The 21244-nt window shown below is 70.3% G+C and carries 22 protein-coding genes, 1 pseudogene and 2 riboswitches; of the genes and pseudogenes, 18 read left to right on the top strand and 5 right to left on the bottom strand.

Annotation, left to right across the window (positions count from 1 at the left end; translation table 11 throughout):
• Positions 1-188: 188 nt before the first annotated feature.
• On the bottom strand, positions 189-1307 hold the full coding sequence (gene gcvT / locus C4B68_RS11865; protein WP_099504752.1) for a glycine cleavage system aminomethyltransferase GcvT: 1119 nt from the start codon (positions 1305-1307) through the stop codon (positions 189-191).
• 34 nt (positions 1308-1341) lie between these two features.
• Positions 1342-1454, bottom strand: a riboswitch (glycine riboswitch).
• Positions 1455-1555: riboswitch (glycine riboswitch) on the bottom strand.
• Between the two features lie 177 nt (positions 1556-1732).
• On the opposite strand from gcvT, the gene C4B68_RS11860 reads away from it, so the two are divergent.
• From C4B68_RS11860 to C4B68_RS11815, 10 genes are all read left to right on the top strand, one after another.
• Positions 1733-2410, top strand: coding sequence for an AAA family ATPase (locus C4B68_RS11860; protein WP_099504797.1), 678 nt, complete (start codon positions 1733-1735; stop codon positions 2408-2410).
• 113 nt (positions 2411-2523) lie between these two features.
• Positions 2524-3291 carry an enhanced serine sensitivity protein SseB gene (locus tag C4B68_RS11855; RefSeq protein WP_099504751.1) on the top strand — a complete coding sequence of 256 codons (768 nt, stop codon included), beginning with the start codon at positions 2524-2526 and terminating at the stop codon, positions 3289-3291.
• 249 nt (positions 3292-3540) lie between these two features.
• The gene (locus C4B68_RS11850) at positions 3541-4299 is read left to right on the top strand and encodes an enhanced serine sensitivity protein SseB C-terminal domain-containing protein (RefSeq protein ID WP_099504796.1); all 759 of its coding nucleotides are present in this window, start codon (positions 3541-3543) and stop codon (positions 4297-4299) included.
• 454 nt (positions 4300-4753) lie between these two features.
• The gene (locus C4B68_RS11845) at positions 4754-5752 is read left to right on the top strand and encodes an ABC transporter permease (protein WP_099504750.1); all 999 of its coding nucleotides are present in this window, start codon (positions 4754-4756) and stop codon (positions 5750-5752) included.
• Between the two features lie 57 nt (positions 5753-5809).
• Complete coding sequence (locus tag C4B68_RS11840) at positions 5810-7561, top strand: ABC transporter substrate-binding protein (RefSeq protein ID WP_240634306.1); 1752 nt, start codon at positions 5810-5812, stop codon at positions 7559-7561.
• Between the two features lie 72 nt (positions 7562-7633).
• Positions 7634-8641: an ABC transporter permease gene (locus C4B68_RS11835; RefSeq protein WP_099504748.1), complete on the top strand. Its 1008-nt coding sequence runs from the start codon at positions 7634-7636 to the stop codon at positions 8639-8641.
• Entirely contained in the window at positions 8638-9735 is a 1098-nt protein-coding gene (locus tag C4B68_RS11830) for an ABC transporter ATP-binding protein (RefSeq protein WP_099504747.1), read from the top strand. The genes C4B68_RS11835 and C4B68_RS11830 overlap by 4 nt, the downstream gene beginning before the upstream one ends.
• Positions 9732-11192, top strand: a complete 1461-nt coding sequence (locus tag C4B68_RS11825; RefSeq protein ID WP_099504746.1) for an ABC transporter ATP-binding protein — start codon at positions 9732-9734, stop codon at positions 11190-11192. Before C4B68_RS11830 ends, C4B68_RS11825 begins: the two co-directional genes overlap by 4 nt.
• Before the next feature lie 64 nt (positions 11193-11256).
• Positions 11257-11922, top strand: a complete 666-nt coding sequence (locus C4B68_RS11820; protein WP_099504745.1) for a trimeric intracellular cation channel family protein — start codon at positions 11257-11259, stop codon at positions 11920-11922.
• Positions 11923-12005: 83 nt separating this feature from the next.
• Positions 12006-12893, top strand: a complete 888-nt coding sequence (locus tag C4B68_RS11815; RefSeq protein ID WP_099504744.1) for a thioesterase family protein — start codon at positions 12006-12008, stop codon at positions 12891-12893.
• Here the strand turns inward: C4B68_RS11815 and C4B68_RS11810 are convergent.
• Together C4B68_RS11810 and C4B68_RS11805 are read right to left on the bottom strand one after the other, a co-directional pair.
• Positions 12886-13158 carry a hypothetical protein gene (locus C4B68_RS11810; RefSeq protein ID WP_099504743.1) on the bottom strand — a complete coding sequence of 91 codons (273 nt, stop codon included), beginning with the start codon at positions 13156-13158 and terminating at the stop codon, positions 12886-12888. The two genes, C4B68_RS11815 and C4B68_RS11810, sit on opposite strands and share 8 nt — an antisense overlap.
• Positions 13155-13778, bottom strand: coding sequence for a TetR family transcriptional regulator (locus tag C4B68_RS11805; RefSeq protein WP_099504742.1), 624 nt, complete (start codon positions 13776-13778; stop codon positions 13155-13157). Before C4B68_RS11805 ends, C4B68_RS11810 begins: the two co-directional genes overlap by 4 nt.
• A gap of 183 nt (positions 13779-13961) precedes the next feature.
• Here C4B68_RS11805 and C4B68_RS41840 point away from each other — a divergent pair, with 183 nt between their 5' ends.
• From C4B68_RS41840 to C4B68_RS44700, 4 genes and pseudogenes are all read left to right on the top strand, one after another.
• Positions 13962-14129 carry a hypothetical protein gene (locus tag C4B68_RS41840; protein ID WP_099504741.1) on the top strand — a complete coding sequence of 56 codons (168 nt, stop codon included), beginning with the start codon at positions 13962-13964 and terminating at the stop codon, positions 14127-14129.
• Positions 14130-14151: 22 nt separating this feature from the next.
• Positions 14152-14418, top strand: coding sequence for a DUF4190 domain-containing protein (locus C4B68_RS11800; RefSeq protein WP_099504740.1), 267 nt, complete (start codon positions 14152-14154; stop codon positions 14416-14418).
• A 261-nt stretch (positions 14419-14679) separates the two neighbouring features.
• Positions 14680-15849 carry a cysteine desulfurase family protein gene (locus C4B68_RS11795; protein ID WP_099504739.1) on the top strand — a complete coding sequence of 390 codons (1170 nt, stop codon included), beginning with the start codon at positions 14680-14682 and terminating at the stop codon, positions 15847-15849.
• A gap of 43 nt (positions 15850-15892) precedes the next feature.
• A pseudogene (locus C4B68_RS44700) lies at positions 15893-16363 on the top strand (PASTA domain-containing protein); the annotation flags it as partial.
• A 135-nt stretch (positions 16364-16498) separates the two neighbouring features.
• Here C4B68_RS44700 and C4B68_RS11785 read toward each other — a convergent pair.
• Positions 16499-17218: an N-acetylmuramoyl-L-alanine amidase gene (locus C4B68_RS11785; RefSeq protein ID WP_099504795.1), complete on the bottom strand. Its 720-nt coding sequence runs from the start codon at positions 17216-17218 to the stop codon at positions 16499-16501.
• A gap of 60 nt (positions 17219-17278) precedes the next feature.
• Here C4B68_RS11785 and mnmA point away from each other — a divergent pair, with 60 nt between their 5' ends.
• Positions 17279-18400 carry a tRNA 2-thiouridine(34) synthase MnmA gene (gene mnmA / locus C4B68_RS11780; protein WP_099504794.1) on the top strand — a complete coding sequence of 374 codons (1122 nt, stop codon included), beginning with the start codon at positions 17279-17281 and terminating at the stop codon, positions 18398-18400.
• A gap of 99 nt (positions 18401-18499) precedes the next feature.
• Here mnmA and C4B68_RS11775 read toward each other — a convergent pair whose 3' ends face one another.
• Positions 18500-18823 carry a DUF427 domain-containing protein gene (locus tag C4B68_RS11775; protein WP_099504738.1) on the bottom strand — a complete coding sequence of 108 codons (324 nt, stop codon included), beginning with the start codon at positions 18821-18823 and terminating at the stop codon, positions 18500-18502.
• 50 nt (positions 18824-18873) lie between these two features.
• Between C4B68_RS11775 and C4B68_RS11770 the strand changes: the two genes are divergently transcribed.
• The 3 genes from C4B68_RS11770 to C4B68_RS11760 all read left to right on the top strand — a co-directional run bounded on the left by C4B68_RS11770 (position 18874) and on the right by C4B68_RS11760 (position 21242).
• On the top strand, positions 18874-19437 hold the full coding sequence (locus C4B68_RS11770) for an LOG family protein (protein WP_099504737.1): 564 nt from the start codon (positions 18874-18876) through the stop codon (positions 19435-19437).
• A 7-nt stretch (positions 19438-19444) separates the two neighbouring features.
• Positions 19445-20143: an SDR family oxidoreductase gene (locus C4B68_RS11765; protein ID WP_099504736.1), complete on the top strand. Its 699-nt coding sequence runs from the start codon at positions 19445-19447 to the stop codon at positions 20141-20143.
• Positions 20144-20234: 91 nt separating this feature from the next.
• The gene (locus tag C4B68_RS11760) at positions 20235-21242 is read left to right on the top strand and encodes a methionine synthase (RefSeq protein WP_099504735.1); all 1008 of its coding nucleotides are present in this window, start codon (positions 20235-20237) and stop codon (positions 21240-21242) included.
• The last annotated feature ends 2 nt before the right edge of the window (positions 21243-21244 follow it).

The following is a 21244-nucleotide window of genomic DNA, read 5'->3' as shown; positions in this document are numbered from 1 at the left end:
GCCTGAATTCTCCTGTACGCGGTGGAGTGGTGATGAACGGGCGGTCTTGGGATACGAGACCCGGCGCGGCGATCTACGTCACGTCGACTCGCCTGTACGGCGTGAGCCGTGTCTGCTTCCGATGCTTGTGGACGTGCCCGCCTCGTGCACCGGCGGACGTGTCTGCTTCGGGCGCTTGCCGGAGGTGTCTACTTCTGGCGCTTGTAGAAGGGCAGCGCCACGACCTCGTACGGCTCGTGGCTGCCCCGGATGTCCACACCGACCCCGGCCGTGCCCGGCGCGGCGTGCGCGGCGTCGACGTACGCCATCGCGATCGGCTTGCCCAGCGTCGGGGAGGGCGCGCCGGAGGTGACCTCGCCGATCACCGTGCCGCCGGCGACGACGGCGTACCCGGCGCGCGGGACGCGACGGCCCTCGGCGACCAGGCCGACGAGGACGCGCGGAGGGTTCTCCTGAGCGCGGGAAGCGGCCTCCCGCAGGGCCTCGCGCCCCACGAAATCGCCCTCCTTCTCGAACTTCACGACCCGCCCGAGCCCCGCGTCGAAGGGCGTGAGGGACGTCGAGAGTTCGTGCCCGTACAGCGGCATGCCCGCCTCCAGGCGCAGCGTGTCGCGGCAGGACAGACCGCAGGGGACGAGCCCGGCCGGGGCGCCCGCCTCGGTCAGCGCCTGCCACAGCTTCTCGGCGTCGGAGGGGGACACGAACAGCTCGAAGCCGTCCTCGCCGGTGTAGCCCGTGCGGGCGATGAGGGCCGGGACGCCCGCGACCGTGCCGGGCAGACCCGCGTAGTACTTGAGGCCGTCCAGGTCGGCGTCGGTGAGCGACTTGAGGATGCCGGGGGACTCGGGGCCCTGCACCGCGATCAGCGCGTACGCGTCACGGTCGTCGCGGACCTCGGCGTCGAAACCGGCCGCGCGCTCGGTCAGCGCGTCGAGGACGACCTGGGCGTTGGACGCGTTGGCGACGACCATGTACTCGGTCTCGGCCAGCCGGTACACGATCAGGTCGTCGAGGATGCCGCCGTCCGCCCGGCAGATCATGGTGTAGCGGGCGCGGCCGACGCCGACGGAGGCGATGTTGCCGACCAGCGCGTAGTTCAGGAGCTCGGCCGCCTGATGGCCGGTGACCGTGATCTCGCCCATGTGCGAGAGGTCGAAGAGACCGGCCTTCGTACGGACGGCGAGGTGCTCGTCGCGCTCGGAGCCGTACCGCAGGGGCATGTCCCAGCCCGCGAAGTCGGTCATGGTCGCGCCGAGCGAGCGATGCAGGGCATCGAGCGCGGTGTGACGGGGTGCGTTGCTGCTCATCGGTGGTGCTCCCAAGGCATGACGGCGAGGTCGTTCCTCCCCATCTGTCATCGGAACCTGAGAGGTTCGTCACGACCCCGGCAAACGGTGGTCCTGACTTGCACCTTGGGTGGAGCCACCGGTCAGCGGCCCGCTTTTCAGATGTGCCTCGCCCGCGCGGTAACGGTGCCTGAGAGATTCAAGGGAGGGACTTGCTCCTTCGGCGCCCGGGTACGCGTACGTCCCCGGAACTCTCCCGCGCGGATTCAAGCGGCCGGTATGCAGTTGGCGGGCACATCATTGCACGCATCCGTCCGGCGCGGCAGGGGCACCCTCGGGGACCTGTAACCGGCCTGTGGCAGTCCACGTACCGAAACGAGAAGCGAAGGTCATTACCTTCTCTTTACACTCAACGGGGATGGGACTCCACACCCAAGGGGAGGACGATCACGGTGAACAGGACCACGGCGTACGCGACGACCTCGGGCATCGCGCTGCCCAAGCCGCCCGGCGCCGCCCGCGCCCGGGAGGCGTGCGGACCGCTGCCGACGGCTGTCGTCCGCGACCTCCGAGCCCGCGCGGGACGCAGCCCGCACGGGCTCCACTTCGGCGCGTCGGACCTCGTCGTGGTCACCGGGCTGCCCGGCAGCGGCAAGTCGACGCTGATGCGCCGGGCCGTCACGGGCGCGCGCATCGACTCGCAGGACACCCGCGACCGCTGGGACGGCCGGATGGTCCACTGGCTGCCGTACGCGGTCTACCGCCCCCTCGTCCGTCTCGCGCACTACGCGGGGCTGCGCCGCGCGCTGCGCTCCGGCGCCGGAGTCGTCGTGCACGACTGCGGTACGCAGGCCTGGGTGCGCCGCTGGCTCGCCCGCGAGGCCCGGCGCCGGGGCGGCGCGCTGCACCTGCTGCTGCTCGACGTCCCGCCCCGCACCGCCTTGGAGGGCCAGCGCGAGCGCGGCCGGGGCGTCTCGCGGTACGCGTTCGCGCGCCACCGCGGCGCGGTCGCACGGCTGCTGCGCTCCGTCGAGCGGGGCGACCTGCCAGAGGGCTGCGGCTCGGCGGTCCTCATCGACCGCGACGCGGCGGACGTGCTGCGCCGGATCGACTTCGGCGGCTGAGCGGTCGTACGAGACCGGCTTGGCCGTCGTGCGAGCTCAGCCCCGCCGCGCCGGTCTCGTGAGCCCATTAACCTTGCGAGCCGGAACAGCGGTTCGGAGCAGGCGGTAGAGAGATGGACTTCCCGGCACAGGCGCACCCCCATCCGCACGGCGGATGGCCCGGCAACGAGCTGGAGGAGGTGCTGTCCGCGTCCCTCGGCGTGCCCTCCGCCGGTGGCCGCATCGTCGAGGTCCTCGGCCGCAGCTTCGTCTGGGTGCCCCTGCCGAACGGCGGCGGTCCGCAGAGCGGCCCGCTCGACCTGCCCATGCTGGAGATCGAGGGCCAGGCGTACGTTCCCGTCTTCAGCTCCGAGGAACAGTTCCGCCAGGTCGTCGGCGGCCACATGTCGTACACGATCGCGCCCGCCGTCGAGTTCGCCCGCGGTCTGCCTCCGCAGGTGGGCATCGCGGTCAACCCGGACGGCGTGGTCGGCGTCCCGCTGCCGCCGCCCGCCGTGGCCGAGCTGTGCCGCGCCGGGCGGACCCCGCTGGACGGGCCCGCGAGCGGCGGCCGGGTGCGGCTGTTCGAGCCCGACTGGCAGGACGACCCGGTGGACTTCCTGTCCGCGGCCTCGGCCGAGTTCGCCGAGACCGGCGTCGTGGTGACCGCCCGCCGCTGCCTGGCCAGCATCGAGGGCGGCGACCCCGTCATGTTCATCGGCGTCGAACTCTCCCTGTGGGAGGGCGATGCCCGTACCCTCCCGCTCGACGCGCTCGGCCGCGCGCTCGGCCGGGTCCCGGTCGACCGCCCCGTGAACCTGGTCCTCCTCGACGTGGCCCAGGATCCGGTGGGCGAGTGGATGCGCGCCAAGGTGCGGCCCTTCTACCAGCAGGGCCACTGAGCTCGGCCGACAGGGCTGCTGAGCCCGTGCCCGAAGGGGGGCGCGGGGTGGTGACAGCGTGCGGCTCCGCCGCGTGGGCGCGACCGGCCACGAACACGACGCACGCGCGCAACAGCGGTAAGCCCACGAGCTCTTGGGCGCTGCTGTGGGCAGAGCCACCTAAGCTGGTTTCATATCCGGGGTCCAGGTTTCACGAAGGGGCGGTTAAAAGTGAGCGCAGGCACGGCCGCGGCCGGGCAGGTCGAGCACATGCTCCGCCAGGTGACGCCGGGGCGTTACGACGCCTATGAGGCGCTCCTGCGCGCGCTCGCGACCCCGTCGTCCGGCCAGGTCTGGATGCTGCTCTGGCACGGCCAGGCCGGCGCCCCGGACGCCCAGTACGGGAACATGGAGGTGGACGGCTTCGGCTACGCGCCCTGCGTCACCTCCGCCCAGGAACTGTCGGCCAGCGGCTGGAACCGCTCGTACGAGGTCGTCGACGGCCTCGACGTCGCCCGCACCCTGTACCCCGACCACTTCGGCCTGTGGCTCAATCCGCACGCCCCGGGCGGCGGTGTCGGCATCCCGTGGCTGGATCTGCGCCGCATCGCGACGGGCCTGGAGCGCCAGCCCGCGGGCCCGCTCCGGCTCTCCGAACCGGGCATCGCGATCCCGCAGTTCTACGCCCTGCTCACGCAGAACGCGCACCGCACCCCCGCCGTACGCTCGCTGCGCCGCGCCTGGGTGCAGCCCTCGCTCGGGGCGCCCTATCTGGCCATCGGCCTTGACGTGTACGACACCTCGCCGCCGGCCGTCGACTCGGTGCGCGCGATGATGCAGCAGTCCATCGGCGCGGTCCCGGACGGGCTGCCCGTATCGACCGTCGCGATGTCCGACGAGTACGACCCGGTGGCGATGTGGCTGCGGGCCAACGCCCGGCCGTTCTACGACCGTGAGGCCCACGCGGCCCCGGCCCAGGCGCCGTTGGCGGGCGGCTACGGCTATCCGCCGGCCGGCGGCGGCTACTGACGGCCCACTCAAGGCGGCCTCCCGCCCGGCCCTGTCGTGCACCCCTGTCGTGCGGCCGTGTCATGCTGTCCGCGCCTTCCGCCTGACCTGCGCGTCCGCGGACGTAAGGGCCGGATGTCCCGCTTGGGGGCGAAAGCGGCCACCATGGCCCCTTCCGGCCCAACTGCCCCCGTCCGCCTCGCGTTACCCAGTGTTCGGATAACGGAATCCCCCTACAAGCATCACGGTTGCGCATACTTTCTCCATCAGGCCTGGCACGTGATCGTGGCGGCACTGAAGACTCGCCCATCAGACATGGGGTCATCGATCCTGTGAGCGAGCGCAAGTCGAAGGACCAGCCGGGTCATCGGGCCGCACCATCTGCGGCCGGCTTCCTGGCGTGCAAGTGAACCAAGCCGCAGACAGCGGCGGGCGTAGGCCGGTCACCACCGGCGAGAGAAGGGGTCGGGTCACTGTGACCGCACCGATCGAGACCACCGGGGCGACATCGGAAGCGCAGCCTGAGGCCGTGCTTGCCGGTGTCGACAAGGGCCAGATCGAGGGCCGTTCCCTGGGACAGATCGCCTGGACGCGCTTCAAGCGTGACAAGGTGGCGGTCGCCGGCGGTGTCATCGTCGTGCTGCTGATCCTGATGGCCGTGCTCTCCCGGCCCATCCAGGCCCTGTTCGGGCTCGACCCGAACGCCTTCAACCAGGATCTGATCGACCCCAACACCTCGCTGCCCACCGGCGGCATGGGCGGTATGAGCGCGGACCACCCGCTCGGTGTGGAGCCGAAGTTCGGGCGCGACATCGCCACCCGTATCCTCGAGGGCTCCTGGGTGTCCCTGGTGGTCGCCTTCGGGGCCACCGTCCTGTCGAACGCGATCGGCGCGATCCTGGGCGTCGTCGCGGGTTACTACGGCGGACGGGTCGACTCGATCATCAGCCGCCTGATGGACACCTTCCTCGCCTTCCCCCTCCTGCTCTTCGCCATCGCCATCTCCGCCACTCTCCAGGGTGGCGCCTTCGGCCTCGAAGGGCTTCCGCTCCACCTGAGCGTGCTCATCTTCGTCATCGGCTTCTTCAACTGGCCGTACCTGGGCCGCATCGTCCGAGGCCAGACGCTCGCCCTGCGCGAGCGGGAATTCGTGGACGCCTCCCGGGGCATGGGCGCCAAGGGCCCGTACATTCTCTTCCGGGAGCTGCTGCCCAACCTGGTCGGCCCGATCATCGTCTACTCGACGCTGCTCATCCCGACCAACATCCTCTTCGAGGCGTCCCTGAGCTTCCTCGGGGTCGGCATCCAGCCCCCGCAGGCATCGTGGGGCGGGATGCTCAGGGAAGCGGTCACCTACTACGAGGTGGACCCGCAGTTCATGATCGTTCCTGGTCTCGCCATCTTTGTGACCGTGCTGGCGTTCAACTTGCTCGGCGACGGTCTCCGCGACGCTCTGGATCCGCGCAGCCGCTGACGACGGCGCGACGAAGAGCCCATCAAGTTTCCGACAATGGAGGGGAACCCGCTCATCATGCGAAGGTCAGCGCTGGCCGCTGTAGCGGCCATCGGCTCCGCGAGTCTGCTTCTCGCAGGCTGCAGCAAGGCCGATGACAACAAGAACGACGACACCACCCAATCAGCTGGAGCCAACGCAGCGACCAAGGACGTCGTCAACGCCTCGACGAAGAAGGGCGGGACGGTCACCTTCGAGTACTCCGACGTCCCGGACTCCTTCGACCCCGGCAACACGTACTACGGGTACATGTACAACTTCAGCCGGCTGTACGCCCGCCCGCTGATGACCTTCAAGCCCGCCGCGGGCGACAAGGGCAACGAGCTGGTCCCGGACCTCGCCGCGAGCCCCGGTGTGCCGAGCGACGGCGGCAAGACCTGGACGTACAAGCTGCGTCCGGGCCTGGAGTACCAGGACGGCACGGCGATCACGTCCAAGGACGTCAAGTACGCCGTCGAGCGCTCCAACTTCGCGCGTGACGTGCTCTCCCTCGGCCCGAACTACTTCCAGCAGTTCATGGAGGGCGGCGACAAGTACAAGGGCCCCTACAAGGACAAGAGCGACAAGGGCCTGGCGTCCATCGAGACGCCGGACGACACCACGGTCGTCTTCCACCTGAACCGCGCCTTCCAGGAGTTCGACTACCTGGTCGCGACGCCGCAGACGGCTCCGGTGCCCAAGGCCAAGGACAAGGGCATCGACTACGTCAAGAACATCGTGTCCTCGGGCTCGTACAAGTTCCAGAGCTACGAGGACGGCAAGGGCGCCGTCCTCGTCCGCAACGAGAACTGGGACGCGAAGACCGACCCGCTGCGCAAGCAGTACCCGGACAAGATCGTCGTCAACCTGAAGGTCAACGCCGCCACGATCGACAAGAACGTCCAGGCCGGCGACTCGATCGACCTCGGCGGTTCGGGTGTCCAGGCCGCGACCCAGGCGCAGCTGCTCAGCTCCGCCGCGAAGAAGGCCAACACGGACAACACCTTCGGTGGGCGTCTCGTCTACATGGCGATCAACACCAAGGTGAAGCCGTTCGACAAGGTCGAGTGCCGCAAGGCCGTGCAGTACGCGATCGACAAGGCCTCGGTGCAGACCGCCGAGGGCGGCCCGATCCGCGGTGACATCGCCTCCACCGTCCTCCCGCCGGACATCCCCGGCTACGAGAAGTCGGATGTCTACGCGACCCCTGGCAACAAGGGCGACGCGGCCAAGGCCAAGGAGCAGCTGAAGGCCTGCGGCACGTCGTCGATCAAGACGAACATCTCGGCGCGCAGCGACCGCCAGCCGGAGATCGACGCGGCCACCGCGATCATCGACTCGCTGAAGAAGGTCGGCATCGACGCCAGCCTGAAGCAGTACCCGTCGGGCAAGTACTTCACCGACTACGCGGGTGTCCCGAAGTTCACCGAGAAGCAGAAGATCGGCCTGATCATGATGCAGTGGGGTGCCGACTGGCCGTCCGGCTACGGCTTCCTGCAGCAGATCCTGCACGGCAAGGCGATCGGTGACTCCGGTAACACCAACCTGTCGCAGTACAACAACAAGGATGTCAACGCCCTCCTGGAGAAGGCGATCGGCACCGAGGACATGACTGCGCGCAACGCCCTGTACACCGAGATCGACAAGAAGACCATGGACGACGCCGTCCTGGTCCCGCTGACCTACTTCAAGGTGCTGCTGGCCCGCCCGACGAACTACACCAACCTGGTGTCGACGGCGGCCTTCAGCGGTCAGTACGACTACCTCAACATCGGCACCACGAAGAAGTAGCAGCCCCGGAAGGCAGGTGAAGGCATTGGTGCCCGCGGGCTTCGCGGCCCGCGGGCACCAGCGCCGATCCCCGTGATCTCGTACATCCTCCGTCGGACGGTCGCAGCGGTGATCCTGCTGCTGGTCGTCTCCGCGGTCACCTTCGGCATCTTCTTCCTGCTGCCACGGATGGCCGGTCAGACCGCCGACCAGCTGGCCCAGCAGTACATCGGAAAGAGCCCGTCGGCAGCGGACATCGCCGCGGTCAAGCACAACCTCGGTCTGGACCAGCCCCTGTATGTCCAGTACTGGCACTTCATCAAGGGGATCGTGGCCGGCGCCACCTATGACATCGGCCCCACCACGGTGCAGTGCAACGCGCCGTGCTTCGGCTACTCCTTCAAGACCCACGTGGAGGTCTGGCCGCAGCTCACCTCGCGCCTTCCGGTGACCATCTCGCTGGCCGCGGGTGCCGCCGTGCTGTGGCTGGTGTCCGGTGTGGCGGCCGGTGTGATCTCCGCGCTCAAGCCGCGCTCGGTCTTCGACCGGACCTTCATGGGCGTCGCGCTCGCCGGTGTGTCGCTGCCCATGTTCTTCACGGGCAACCTGGCGATCCTGCTCTTCACCTACCAGTGGCCCATCTTCGGCCGCACCTATGTCCCGTTCGCCGAGAATCCGGCGCAATGGGCCAACACGCTCTTCCCGGCGTGGTGTTCACTCGCGCTCCTGTACTCCGCCATCTACGCGCGGCTCACCCGCTCGGGCATGCTGGAGACGATGAACGAGGACTTCATCCGCACGGCCCGCGCCAAGGGCCTGCGCGAGCGCAGGGTCGTGGTCCGGCACGGGCTGCGGGCCGCCCTCACTCCGATCATCACCGTCTTCGGCATGGACCTGGGCCTGCTGCTCGGCGGTGCCCTGATCACCGAGACGGTGTTCTCGCTGCACGGCGTCGGCGAGTACGCGGTGCAGGGCATCAAGGACAACGACCTTCCCCCGATCCTCGGCGTCACTCTGCTCGCCGCCTTCTTCGTCGTGATCGCAAATCTTCTGGTGGACCTGCTGTACGCCGCCGCCGACCCGCGGGTGAGGCTCTCGTGACCGAACTGTCAAAGACCGGCGCCGCGGTGGGCGAGCCGGTCAACGCTCCCTCGGACGCGCCGAGTGCCTTCCTCGAAGTCCGCGACCTCAAGGTGCACTTCCCGACCGACGACGGCCTGGTCAAGTCCGTCGACGGGCTCAGCTTCGCGCTGGAGAAGGGCAAGACCCTCAGCATCGTGGGCGAGTCGGGCTCCGGTAAGTCCGTCACCTCGCTGGCGATCATGGGCCTGCACCGGCTCGGCGCGCGCGGCAAGAACGTCCAGATGTCCGGCGAGATCTGGCTCGACGGCCAGGAACTGGTCGCCGCCGAACCGGACGAGGTGCGCAAGCTCCGCGGCCGCGAGATGGCGATGATCTTCCAGGACCCGCTCTCGGCGATGCACCCGTACTACACGGTCGGCAGCCAGATCGTCGAGGCGTACCGCGTCCACCACAAGGTCGACAAGAAGACCGCGCGCAAGCGGGCCATCGAGATGCTCGACCGGGTCGGCATCCCCGAGCCGGCCAAGCGCGCCGACAGCTACCCGCACGAGTTCTCCGGCGGTATGCGCCAGCGCGCGATGATCGCGATGGCGCTGGTCAACAACCCCGAGCTGCTCATCGCGGACGAGCCGACGACCGCCCTCGACGTGACCGTCCAGGCGCAGATCCTCGACCTCATCCGGGATCTGCAGAAGGAGTTCGGCTCCGCCGTGATCCTCATCACCCACGACCTGGGCGTCGTCGCCGAGATCGCCGACGAAGTCCTGGTGATGTACGGCGGCCGGTGCGTGGAGCGCGGCAGCGTCGACACGATCTTCGAGCAGCCGCAGCACCCGTACACCTGGGGGCTGCTCGGCTCGATGCCCCGCATCGACCGCGAGACGTCCGACCGGCTCATCCCGGTCAAGGGCCAGCCGCCGAGCCTCATCAACGTCCCCTCGGGCTGCGCCTTCCACCCGCGTTGCCCGTACGCGGACCTGCCCAAGGGCGATGTCACCCGTACCGTGCGCCCCGAACTGCAGCTGGTCGGCAGCGGGCACTACACCGCCTGCCACCTCTCGCAGGAGGACCGTACGCGGATCTGGACCGAAGAGATTGCGCCGAAGCTGTGAGTGAGACGAAGAAAACGGACGCCGCCGACGCGGTGGTCCCGCAGCAGGCAGCGGCCGCCGAGGACCGTGCGGACGTGACCCCCGAGGGCCGCGCGGACAGGGCGAAGGGCTCGGACGACCGCGAGGTTCTGCTCAGGGTCCAGGGGCTGCAGAAGCACTTCCCCATCCGGAAGGGTGTCCTCCAGCGCCAGGTCGCCGCGGTCAAGGCGGTCGACGGCATCGACTTCGAGGTGCGCAAGGGCGAGACCCTCGGCGTCGTGGGCGAGTCCGGCTGCGGCAAGTCGACCATGGGCCGCGTCATCACCCGGCTCCAGGACCCGACCGGCGGCACCATCGAGTTCGAGGGCAAGGACATCACCTCGCTCAGCGCGGGGAAGCTGCGTCCGCTGCGCCGCGACATCCAGATGATCTTCCAGGACCCGTACGGGTCGCTGAACCCCCGGCACACCATCGGCTCGATCGTCTCGGCGCCCTTCCGGCTCCAGGGAGTTGAGCCCGAGGGCGGGGTGAAGAAGGAGGTCCAGCGGCTGCTCGAGCTGGTGGGCCTGAGCCCCGAGCACTACAACCGCTACCCGCACGAGTTCTCCGGCGGCCAGCGCCAGCGCATCGGCATCGCCCGCGCGCTCGCCCTGAAGCCGAAGCTGGTCGTCGCGGACGAGCCGGTCTCCGCGCTCGACGTGTCGATCCAGGCGCAGGTCGTCAACCTGATGGACGACCTCCAGTCCGAGCTCGGCCTGACGTACGTGATCATCGCGCACGACCTGTCCGTCGTACGCCATGTCTCGGACCGCATCGCGGTGATGTACCTCGGCAAGATCGTCGAACTCGCCGACCGCACCTCGCTGTACGAGGCGCCGATGCACCCGTACACCAAGGCCCTGATGTCGGCCGTGCCGGTGCCGGACCCCAAGCGCCGGGGCACCAAGAGCGAGCGGATCCTGCTCCGCGGCGACGTGCCCTCGCCGATCTCGCCGCCGAGCGGCTGCCGCTTCCACACGCGGTGCTGGAAGGCGACGGAGATCTGCAAGACGGCCGAGCCCCCGCTGCTGGAGCTGAAGCCCGGCCAGCAGGTGGCCTGCCACCACCCGGAGAACGCGGAGGACCAGGCACCGCAGGACACGGTGCTGCTGTCGGTGGCGAAGGCCGCGGTGGAGTTGGTGACTTCGGAGGAGACGCCGGCTGAGACCGAGGGCTCCGCCGAGGTCGAGGAAGCCGAGGCCGAAGCTGCCGCTGTGGCTGAGGCTGACGCGCCCGAAGCTGAGGTCGAGGCCGAGGTCGAGGACGCCGAAGCCTCTGGTGAGGCCGAGGCCGATGAGTCTGAGGCCGCCGCCGAGGGCGACGAGCCCGAGGCCTCCGGTGAGGCCGAGGCCGCGAAGCCCGAGGCCTCCGCTGAGGCTGAGACTGCGGCAGAGGCCGATGAGCCCGAAGCCGATCGGCAGAAGTCGACCGGCAAGTAGGCCGTAGCCGGGCGTGGGCCTTGCTTTGTAAGGTTCACGCCCGTCGGCGGGTGAGAATGTTCGGGTGCTCCAGGAACTGTTCACCCCCTCCGTCCAGCATGTGCTCGACCTCGTCGGGATCTTCGTCTTCGCGATCTCCGGCGCGCTGCTGGCCGTCCGCAAGAACTTCGACGTCTTCGGCATCGCCGTCCTCGCCGAGGTCACGGCGCTGGGCGGAGGGCTGTTCAGGGACCTCATCATCGGGGCCGTGCCCCCGGCCGCGTTCACCGACCTCGGCTACTTCAGCACCCCGCTGCTCGCCGCCCTGCTCGTCTTGTTCCTCCACCCGGAGGTGGAGCGGATCCAGGGCGGCGTCAATGTCTTCGACGCGGCTGGGCTCGGCCTCTTCTCCGTCACGGGCACGACGAAGGCGTACGAGTACGGGCTCGGCCTGACCCAGTCGGCCGCCCTCGGTCTCGCCACCGCGGTGGGCGGCGGTGTGCTGCGCGACGTCCTCGCCAACGAGGTGCCCTCGCTGCTGCGCTGGGACCGGGACCTTTACGCGGTCCCCGCGATGGTCGGCGCCACCATGGTCGTGGTGTGCATCCGCTACGACGCGCTGTCCCCGTTCACCAGCGGACTCGCGGCCGTCACCGCCTTCGTCCTGCGGCTGCTCGCGATGCGGTTCCACTGGCGAGCGCCGCGTGCGTGGCACCGCCGCTCGTCGGCGACGGAGCCGGAGACCCCGTAGCGCCAGGCGCGCTCGCGCAGATGACACAGGGGCCGAAACGCTCAAAGCTACCGCTTAGTAATTTCCTGTTGTACCGTTCATCCATGCCAGAAGCAGCTTCGGTACAGGCCGCACGGGCCACGATCGGCGACAGCGAGTTCGACCGCGACACCGCGGTCACCCTGCGCAAACCCGGCGTCTACGACATCGACCTCTCCGCCGGGTGGACGATCATCAACGCGGTCAACGGCGGCTATCTGCTGGCCGTCCTGGGGCGCGCCCTCGCGGACGCCCTGCCGCACTCCGACCCGTTCAGCATCTCCGCGCACTACCTGACCGCCTCCCGGCCGGGCCCGGCGGTCGTCCGCACGGACGTCGTCCGCTCCGGCCGGACGCTCTCCACCGGCCAGGCGTCCCTCTTCCAGTACGACGACGAGGGCCACGAGGTCGAGCGGATCCGCGTGCTCGCCTCGTACGGCGACCTCGACGCCCTCCCCGACGACGTCCGTACGACCGCGACACCGCCCGCGATCCCGCCGATGGACCAGTGCTTCGGCCCCGAGACTGCACCTGATATCCGACTTCCGTCGGGTGGCCCGGCTCCCGTGCAGGGCAGCTCGGCGATCACCGACCGGCTGTTCCTCAAGCTCGACCCGTCGACCCTGGGCTGGGCGCTCGGGGCGCCGTCCGGGAAGGGCGAGATGCGGTCCTGGTTCGGGCTCGCCGACGGCCGCGACGCCGACCCCTTCTCTCTGCTCCTCGCGGTCGACGCGCTGCCGCCGACCGCCTTCGAGCTCGGGCTGTCCGGCTGGGTGCCGACTGTCGAGCTGACGGTGCATGTGCGTTGCCGTCCGGCGCCCGGCCCGCTGCGCGTGTCGATCACCACCCGCAACCTCGCCGGCGGCTTCCTGGAGGAGGACGCCGAGGTATGGGACAGCGCGGACCGGCTGGTCGCCCAGTCCCGGCAGCTCGCGCGGGCCCGGCTCAGCTGAGCGGACGCCTGCCGAGGCGGGCCGCCAACCGCCCGTAGACGCCGGCCCTTTCGGGGGCCGGCCGGCCCGGTTCGCACGGGCGCCCGTCGCACGGCACGCGCAGCGTCGCCGCCATGTGCTCGTCGCCCTCCCGGGCCTTCAGCGCCCTCGCTCCGACTTCGTTGTACGCCACAGCCCTCGCGTCGCCTTCGACGGTGTCGGCGAGGAGCGTCCTTGAACCGCGGGCCTTCCCGGGGATGCCGCACACGGTGAACGGCGGCGTCACCCCATCCAGTTGCGGCGGCCGATGCTGATCAGGCGCATCTGCCGGCTGGTCACGCGGGCCACACGCGCCCGCTCCTCCTCCGGTGCGTCCAGCGTCTCCAGGAACGCCGATGCCGCCGCCAGCATCTGGTCGACGTACAGGCTCGCGAGCATCATCAGGTCGTCGTCGCTCCACCCTCGCGACTCCGGGCCTTCGGCCAGCGCGACCTTCACCTCCGAGGCGAACCGGGCCAGTTGTTCGCTGATCGCCTCCCGCACCGGCTGGACGCCGCCGTGCCGCTCGCGCGCGACGAAACGGACGTGCGCCGGGTGCGCCTGGACGTGGTGGCGAATCAGATCGACGGCGCGCGTGATGCGTTCTTCGTCCCCGGCCGCGGCCACCGTGTCCTCGATCATCGGGTGCAGGCTGCCGAGCGCCTCCTCGACCAGCGCCACGCCGAGATCCGCCGTCGAGCGGAAGTGCCGGTAGAAGGCGGTCGGGGCGACACCGACGGCACGGGTGACCTCACGCAGCCCCAGGCTGCTCAGGCTCTGCTCCTCCAGGAGCCCCAACGCCGCGTCGAGGAGCGCCTGTCGGGTTTTCTGCTTCTGTGCCTGCCGGATGCCGAGCGTGTGACTCATGCCATGCAGTTAACAACTGTTCTCCGTAATGGAAAAGCCGGAGGAGCGCGCTAGACTGATGAGTCAGTGAACAACTGTAACTACAATCGTTCACTGAGTCGTCGAGCACCGGAACAGTCGGGCCTCACCGTCGAGGAGCGGACTTCCGGGGCTGGACTTCGAGACTTCTTCGAGAGGCACCTCATGCTGTTCCTCGTCGCCGCACTCCTGCTCCTGGGTGTCGTCATGGGCACCGTGGCCCACGCGCCGCTGCCCGTCACCCTCGCCGCCGCCGCCGTCATCGCCATCTGGCTCGCCGTCTTCGCGGTCCGCGAGCGCACCGCCCGCCGACGCCACACCTCCACCAACTGACCGTCGGGAGCTGACTCACAGCATGGACATCACCGCTGTCCCCGCCCGCCGCGCCGCCTCCCGGGACGCCGACGGCATGGCCGTCGCTTCCTTCATCCTCGGCCTCCTCGGCCTCCTGGTCCTCAACCTCGTCCTGGGCCCCATCGCCATCGCCCTCGCCTCGGCCGCCCTCTTCCGCGGCACAACCCGCCGGGGCCGCGCCTTCCTGGGCCTGGGCCTGGGCATCGCGGACCTCGTGGTACTGCTGGCGTTCATGCAGTGGGACGGCACGGTGTCCTGGGACTTCTAGGGGATACCGCTGTGGGCAGTCGTTCCGCAGGGCGATGGGGGTCCCCCCGCTCTGGGGGTACCTCCCAGGCCCTTAAGGCACTGGGGGAGAAGCCGAGAGTGGGGGAGGGTGGGCACAGCCTGCAGCGCCGGTTGCGTCGCACAGGGGTCCGGCCCCAGCGCCGGTAAGGCGCAAACGAACCCCGGGCACGGGCCAGGCCAACGACCGCCGAAGCAGGGGGCGAAGGCCGGTGGAGAGCGGGCCCGTAGAATCGGGCCCACCATGGCTTACCTCGACCACGCCGCGACCACCCCCATGCTCCCCGAGGCGGTAGAGGCACTGACCGCCCAGCTGAGCATCACGGGCAACGCCTCCTCCCTGCACGCCGCCGGCCGCCGCGCCAGGCGGACGGTCGAGGAAGCCCGCGAAACCCTGGCGGAAGCCCTCGGCGCACGCCCCAGCGAGGTGGTCTTCACCTCCGGCGGCACCGAGGCCGACAACCTCGCGGTGAAGGGCCTGTACTGGTCCCGCAGAGACGCCGACCCGGCCCGCACCCGCGTCCTGGCGAGCCCCGTCGAGCACCACGCCGTCCTCGACGCCGTCCACTGGCTCGGCGAACACGAGGGCGCCACGGTCGAGTACCTGCCCGTCGACTCGTGCGGCCGCGTCCACCCGGACGCCCTGCGTGAGGCCATCGCCCGCAACCCCGACGACGTCGCCCTCGCCACGGTCATGTGGGCCAACAACGAGATCGGCACGGTGATGCCGGTCCGCGAACTGGTCGACACCGCCGCCGAGTTCGACGTCCCGCTGCACGCCGACGCGGTCCAGGCCTTCGGCCAGATCCCGGTCGACTTCGGCACGTCGGGGCTCGCCGCGATGACGGTGTCCGGCCACAAGATCGGCGGCCCGTACGGCATCGGCGCGCTGCTCCTGGGCCGCGAGTACAGCCCCGTACCCGTCCTGCACGGCGGCGGCCAGGAGCGCCATGTCCGCTCCGGGACGCTCGATGTGCCCGCGATCGCCTCCTTCGCCGTCGCCGGGCGGCTCGCCGCCGAGCGGCGCGAATGGTTCGCCCGCGAGATCGGCGCCCTGCGCGACGACCTGGTCGAGGCCGTACGCAAGGCCGTGCCCGACGCGATCCTCGGCGGCGACCCGGCGAGTGCTGGCCGGCTGCCCGCCAACGCGCACTTCATGTTCCCGGGCTGTGAGGGCGACTCCCTGCTGCTCCTCCTGGACGCGCAGGGCATCGAGTGCTCCACGGGCTCCGCGTGCACGGCGGGCGTGGCCCAGCCCAGCCACGTCCTCCTCGCGACCGGCACCGACCCCGACCTCGCCCGCGGCACCCTCCGCTTCTCGCTCGGTCACACCTCCACGGACGCGGACGTCGAGGCGGTGGCCCAGGCGATCGGCCCGGCGGTGGAACGGGCGCGCACGGCGGGGCTCACGTAGGGGACGCACGGACCCGGAGGACGCGGGCACGTCCATCGTCGTCGTGGACGTGTACGACCCCGAGGTCGAGATCGAGCTGCCCGAAGCACCCGAGACGACCGACCCCGAGAACCCGGGCAGCGCGGAGCCGGCCACCGTGCCCGAGGTCAGGGGCCAGTCCGAGGAGACGGCGACCCAGGCGCTGACCGACGCGGGCTTCACCGTGGAGACCAAGGAGGCCGACGACCCCGATGTGGCTCCCGGCGCCGCCGCCGGGACCGAACCGGAAGGCGGCAGCACAGCCCCCGGGGGCTCCACCGTGACCCTGTTGATCGCGGCCGACTCCTCCACGGGAGCCGTCCTGGTGGACGTGCCCTCGGTGGTGGGTCAGCCCCTGCCCGACGCGGAACAAGCCATCCGCGATGCCGGACTGGTCCCCGAGACCACCTCCCAGCAGGTGTCCGCCGAACAGCAAGGCCTCGTCATCAGCCAGGACCCGCCCAGCGGCCGGCTGGAGCCCGGCAGCACAGTGACCCTGGTGGTCGGCGAGGAAACGGTGGGCAACGAGCTGACCGGGGCACCGACGCGGGCACCGACAGCGGTGGCACCGTCACCGGGGCGGACGGCACCTGAGCAGAAGAGCCTGGCTCAGGTCCCCATGCGCACCCGGCTAGGCCGTGCTCGTGGCCGCCTCGGCTACGCCGCGGCTCGTGGACGCCTCGGCTGCCTCACGCACCAGCCGCAGGTACCGGTCCCAGTCCCAGTGCGGACCGGGATCGGTGTGGTCGGTCCCGGGGATCTCCACGTGCCCGATGATGTGCTCGCGGTCCACGGGTATGCCGTACCGCTCGCATATCCGGGCCGTCAGCCGTGCGGAGGCGGCGTACATCGCGTCCGTGAAGTCCTCCGGCCGGTCCACGAATCCAGCGTGCTCGATGCCGACGCTCCGCTCGTTGAACTCGCGGTTGCCCGCGTGGAACGCCACGTCCAGCTCGCGGATCATCTGGGTGATGTGCCCGTCCTTGCGGACGATGTAGTGAGCGGCCGCGCCGTGCCCCGGGTCCTGGAAGACCCTCACGGCGCTGGCGAAGCTGCCCTGGGTGACATGGATGATCACCCGGTCTATGCCGTAGTCGTCGGGCCGGTCCGCGCGTCGCCAGTTCGCCGCCGAGGCGGCCACCCACGTGGCACCCCGGAAGTCGACGGCACCGTCCACCCGCGGCTTCTCCATCCCCGGCATCCGCCACCACAGCCGCCGGAGCTCGTCCCGTGCCAGCACGGCGGTGCCCACCGCGGCCGCCGCACCGCCGATGAGCAGCGTCCGACGCCCCATACGCCGGTCCGCGTCCTTGGCCCTACGGCCGCGCGGCTTCGCCTTTTCGTCCTTCATGCGATCTTCAACGGATACGCGCGGGCTTCCGTTCCCCCGGCCCCGTACTCTGGAGGGGTTATGACTGAGACCTCGCAGCGCCCCCTCCGCGTCCTCGCCGCCATGTCGGGCGGAGTGGACTCCGCCGTAGCCGCCGCCCGCGCGGCGGAAGCAGGCCACGACGTGACGGGCGTACACCTCGCGCTCTCCGCCAACCCTCAATCGTTCCGGACCGGCGCGCGCGGCTGTTGCACCATCGAGGACTCGCGCGACGCCCGCCGCGCGGCCGACGTCATCGGCATCCCCTTCTACGTGTGGGACCTCGCCGAGCGCTTCCGCGAGGACGTGGTCGAGGACTTCATCGCCGAGTACGAGGCGGGACGCACCCCGAACCCGTGCCTGCGCTGCAACGAGAAGATCAAGTTCGCCGCCCTGCTCGACAAGGCGCTCGCGCTCGGCTTCGACGCGGTCTGCACGGGCCACTACGCCAAGGTGATCGTGAACGAGGACGGTACGCGCGAGCTGCACCGAGCCTCCGACATGGCCAAGGACCAGTCGTACGTCCTCGGGGTGCTCGACGACCGCCAGCTCGCCCACGCGATGTTCCCGCTCGGCGACACGGTCACCACGAAGGACGAGATCCGCGCCGAAGCCGAGCGCCGGGGCCTCGCCGTCGCCAGGAAGCCGGACTCGCACGACATCTGCTTCATCGCCGACGGTGACACCCAGGGCTTCCTGGCGAACCGCCTCGGCAAGTCCGAGGGCGACATCGTCGACGAGGTCGGCGCGAAGGTGGGCACCCACGAGGGCGCCTACGGCTTCACGATCGGCCAGCGCAAGGGGCTGCGGATCGGCACCCCGGCCGCCGACGGCAAGCCGCGCTACGTCCTGGACATCTCGCCGGTCGACAACACGGTGACGGTCGGCCCGGCCGCCTCCCTCGACGTCTCCGCCCTGACCGCGATCAAGCCCCGCTGGTGCGGCGCCGCCCCGACAGGGCCGGGCACGTACACCGCCCAACTCCGCGCCCACGGCGGCGAGACGACGGTCACCGCCGAACTCGTCGACGGATCGCTCGACGTCGCCTTCACCGAGCCGGTCCGCGGGGTCGCCCCCGGCCAGGCGATCGTCCTGTACGACGGCACGCGCGTGGTCGGCTCGGCGACGATCGCGACGACCACGCGCGCGACGGCGTCCGTTTAGACCACGCGCGCGACGGCATACGCCACGCCGCGCGCGACGGCGTCGGTTTCACCGTCCGCGTCAACCGTCCGTGCCGGCGCGGGCACGGAACTCATCGGGTCACACCACCTCCACGTCGTAGAAGCAGAGGTGGTCCTTGAGCGCGGAGACGTCGGGCTTGGGGTCGGGGTACGCCCAGACCAGGTCGGGCGCGTCCGGGAGTGACCAGTAGGCCGCGGTTCCCTTGAAGGGGCAGTAGGTGTGCGTCTCGGAGGGGGTCAGCAGGTCGAGCCGTACGTCCTCCGCCGGCAGGTAGTAGCGATCCGGACAGCCCGTCTCGCGCATGACGAGGGGTCGGTCGCTCTCCGCCAACACCTGGCCGCCGTGGGTGACCCGCACATGCTGGGTGCCCTGCTCGATGGTGATCGTGTGTCCTTCAGCCATACCCGAAAAGCACTCGCGAAGCCCGGGTTCTTCCCGCGTACGGTGCCCGCATGAATATCTGCGTCTTCCTCTCCGCCGCCGACCTCGACGACCTCTACACGCACCCCGCCCGGGACTTCGCGAAGCTGCTTGGCAAGGGCGGCCACACGCTCGTGTGGGGCGGTTCGGACGTCGGTCTGATGAAGGTGGTCGCCGACGGGGTCCAGGAGGCGGGAGGGCGGCTGCTGGGCGTCTCCGTGGACTTCCTCGCCGCCAAGGCGCGGCCGGGTGCCGACGAGATGGTGATCGCCCGTGACCTCGCCGAGCGCAAGAGGCTGCTCCTGGAGAAGGCCGACGCCGTCGTGATCATGGTCGGCGGGACCGGGACGCTCGACGAGGCGACCGAGATCCTGGAGCTGAAGAAGCACGGGAAGACGGACAAGCCGGTGGTGCTCCTCAACACCGCGGGTTTCTACGACGGCCTGAAGCAGCAGTTCCGGCGCATGGAGGACGAGGGCTTCCTGCCGCGTCCCCTCAGCGACCTGGTGTTCTTCGCGGAGGAGCCGGCGGGTGCGCTGGCCTACCTCGAGGCGGTGACATCAGCGGCTCCGGCCGCGGGCCAGGGCGCCCAGTGATGCGAGCATGGCGTGCATGGCTACACATGTGATCACCGGGGCGGGTTCCGGCATCGGCGCGGCCGTCGCCCGCCGCCTTCACGCGCGCGGGGACGAACTCGTGCTGCACGCGCGCGACGCCGGCCGCGCCAAGGAGCTGGCGGCCGCGTTCCCCGGCGCGAAGACCCTGGTCGGCGACCTGGCGGACCCGGACAAGCTCTCCTGGGCGTTCTCGCACCAGACCCTGCCCGACCGTGTCGACTCGCTCCTGCACATCGCGGGCGTCGTCGACCTGGGCCCGGTCGGCGAGCTGACCCCCAAGTCCTGGCGCCACCAGCTCAACGTCAACCTGATCGCCCCCGCCGAGCTGACCCGCCACTTCCTGCCCCAACTCCGCGTCGCCCAGGGCCATGTGGTGTTCGTGAACTCCGGCGCGGGCCTCAGCGCGCACGCCGACTGGTCCGCGTACGCCGCCTCCAAGCACGGCCTGAAGGCCCTGGCGGACTCCCTGCGCCACGAGGAACACGCCAACGGGGTGCGGGTGACCTCCGTCTACCCGGGCCGCACCGCGAGCCCCATGCAGGCCAAGGTCCACCAGCAGGAGGGCAAGGACTACGACGCGTCGAAGTGGATCGACCCCGAGTCGGTGGCGACCACGATCCTGATGGCCCTCGACCTGCCCCGGGACGCGGAGGTCAACGACCTGACGGTGCGCCCGGGCCGCTGATCTCTCGAAGCCGGGCCGAGGGACAACCAGCCCGTGCCGGAGGGCGCCCCTGAGTCGGACGCACCCCCAGAGGGTTCCGTAGGCTTCCGGGGTGAGCGAAAACAGCGAGTTCAGGTTCGGTCCCGCGACCGGGGTCGGATCCATGCCGGGCGGCGATGCCCGGGAGGCCGCCAAGACGGTGACCGGATCCTTGGAGGACTTCCCGTTCCTCGCGGAACTGCCCGCGCGAGGGCCCGGCGCCGACATGATCGGGCGGACCGCCGGGATGCTGGTCGAGCTGTACGCGCGCGTGGAGCCCAGCGGCTGGCGGATCGGGGACCGGCCAGGGCGGGACACCAAGAGGGCCAGGTCGTGGCTGCGGGAGGACCTCGACGCCCTCGAGGAGTTCACCCAGGGGTACGAGGGTCCGCTGAAGGTGCAGGCCGTCGGCCCCTGGACCCTCGCCGCCGCGCTGGAGCTGAAGAACGGCGAGGCGGTCCTCTCCGACACGGGCGCGTGCCGGGACCTCGCGGGGTCGCTCGCCGAGGGGCTGCGCCTCCACCTCGACGAGGTCCGGCGGCGCGTTCCGGGCGCTCAGGTCGTCCTCCAGCTCGACGAGCCGTCGCTCATCGCCGTGCTGCGCGGGCAGGTCAGGACCGCCAGCGGCTACCGGACCCACCGCGCCGTGGACCGGCAGGTCGTCGAGGCCACGCTCCGGAACGTCATCGGGGTTCACGAAGGCGGCCAGAACGTGGTCCACTCATGCGCACCGGACGTCCCGTTCGCGCTCCTGCGCCGTGCGGGCGCGACGGCGATCTCCTTCGACTTCTCCCTCCTCACCGAGCGTGACGACGACGTGATCGGGGAAGCCGTGGAAGGCGGTACGCGACTCTTCACCGGTGTCGTCCCCGGCGTGGACGGCCCGTTGTCAGACCCTGCCGGTAGCGTCATGGGTGTCAGGACGCTGTGGCGCAGGCTGGGGCTGCAACCGGGTCTTCTCGCGAAGGCGGTCACGGTCACTCCGTCATGCGGGCTCGCGGGGGCTTCCCCCGACTATGCGCGCAAGGCGCTCGCCCAGTGCGTCCGGGCGGCGAGATCCCTCGCGGACAACCCTGAGTAACG

The sequence above is a fragment of the Streptomyces dengpaensis genome (assembly GCF_002946835.1).
GTDB classification, from domain to species: Bacteria; Actinomycetota; Actinomycetes; order Streptomycetales; family Streptomycetaceae; genus Streptomyces; species Streptomyces dengpaensis.
This window is presented reverse-complemented; position numbering and strand designations above follow the sequence as displayed.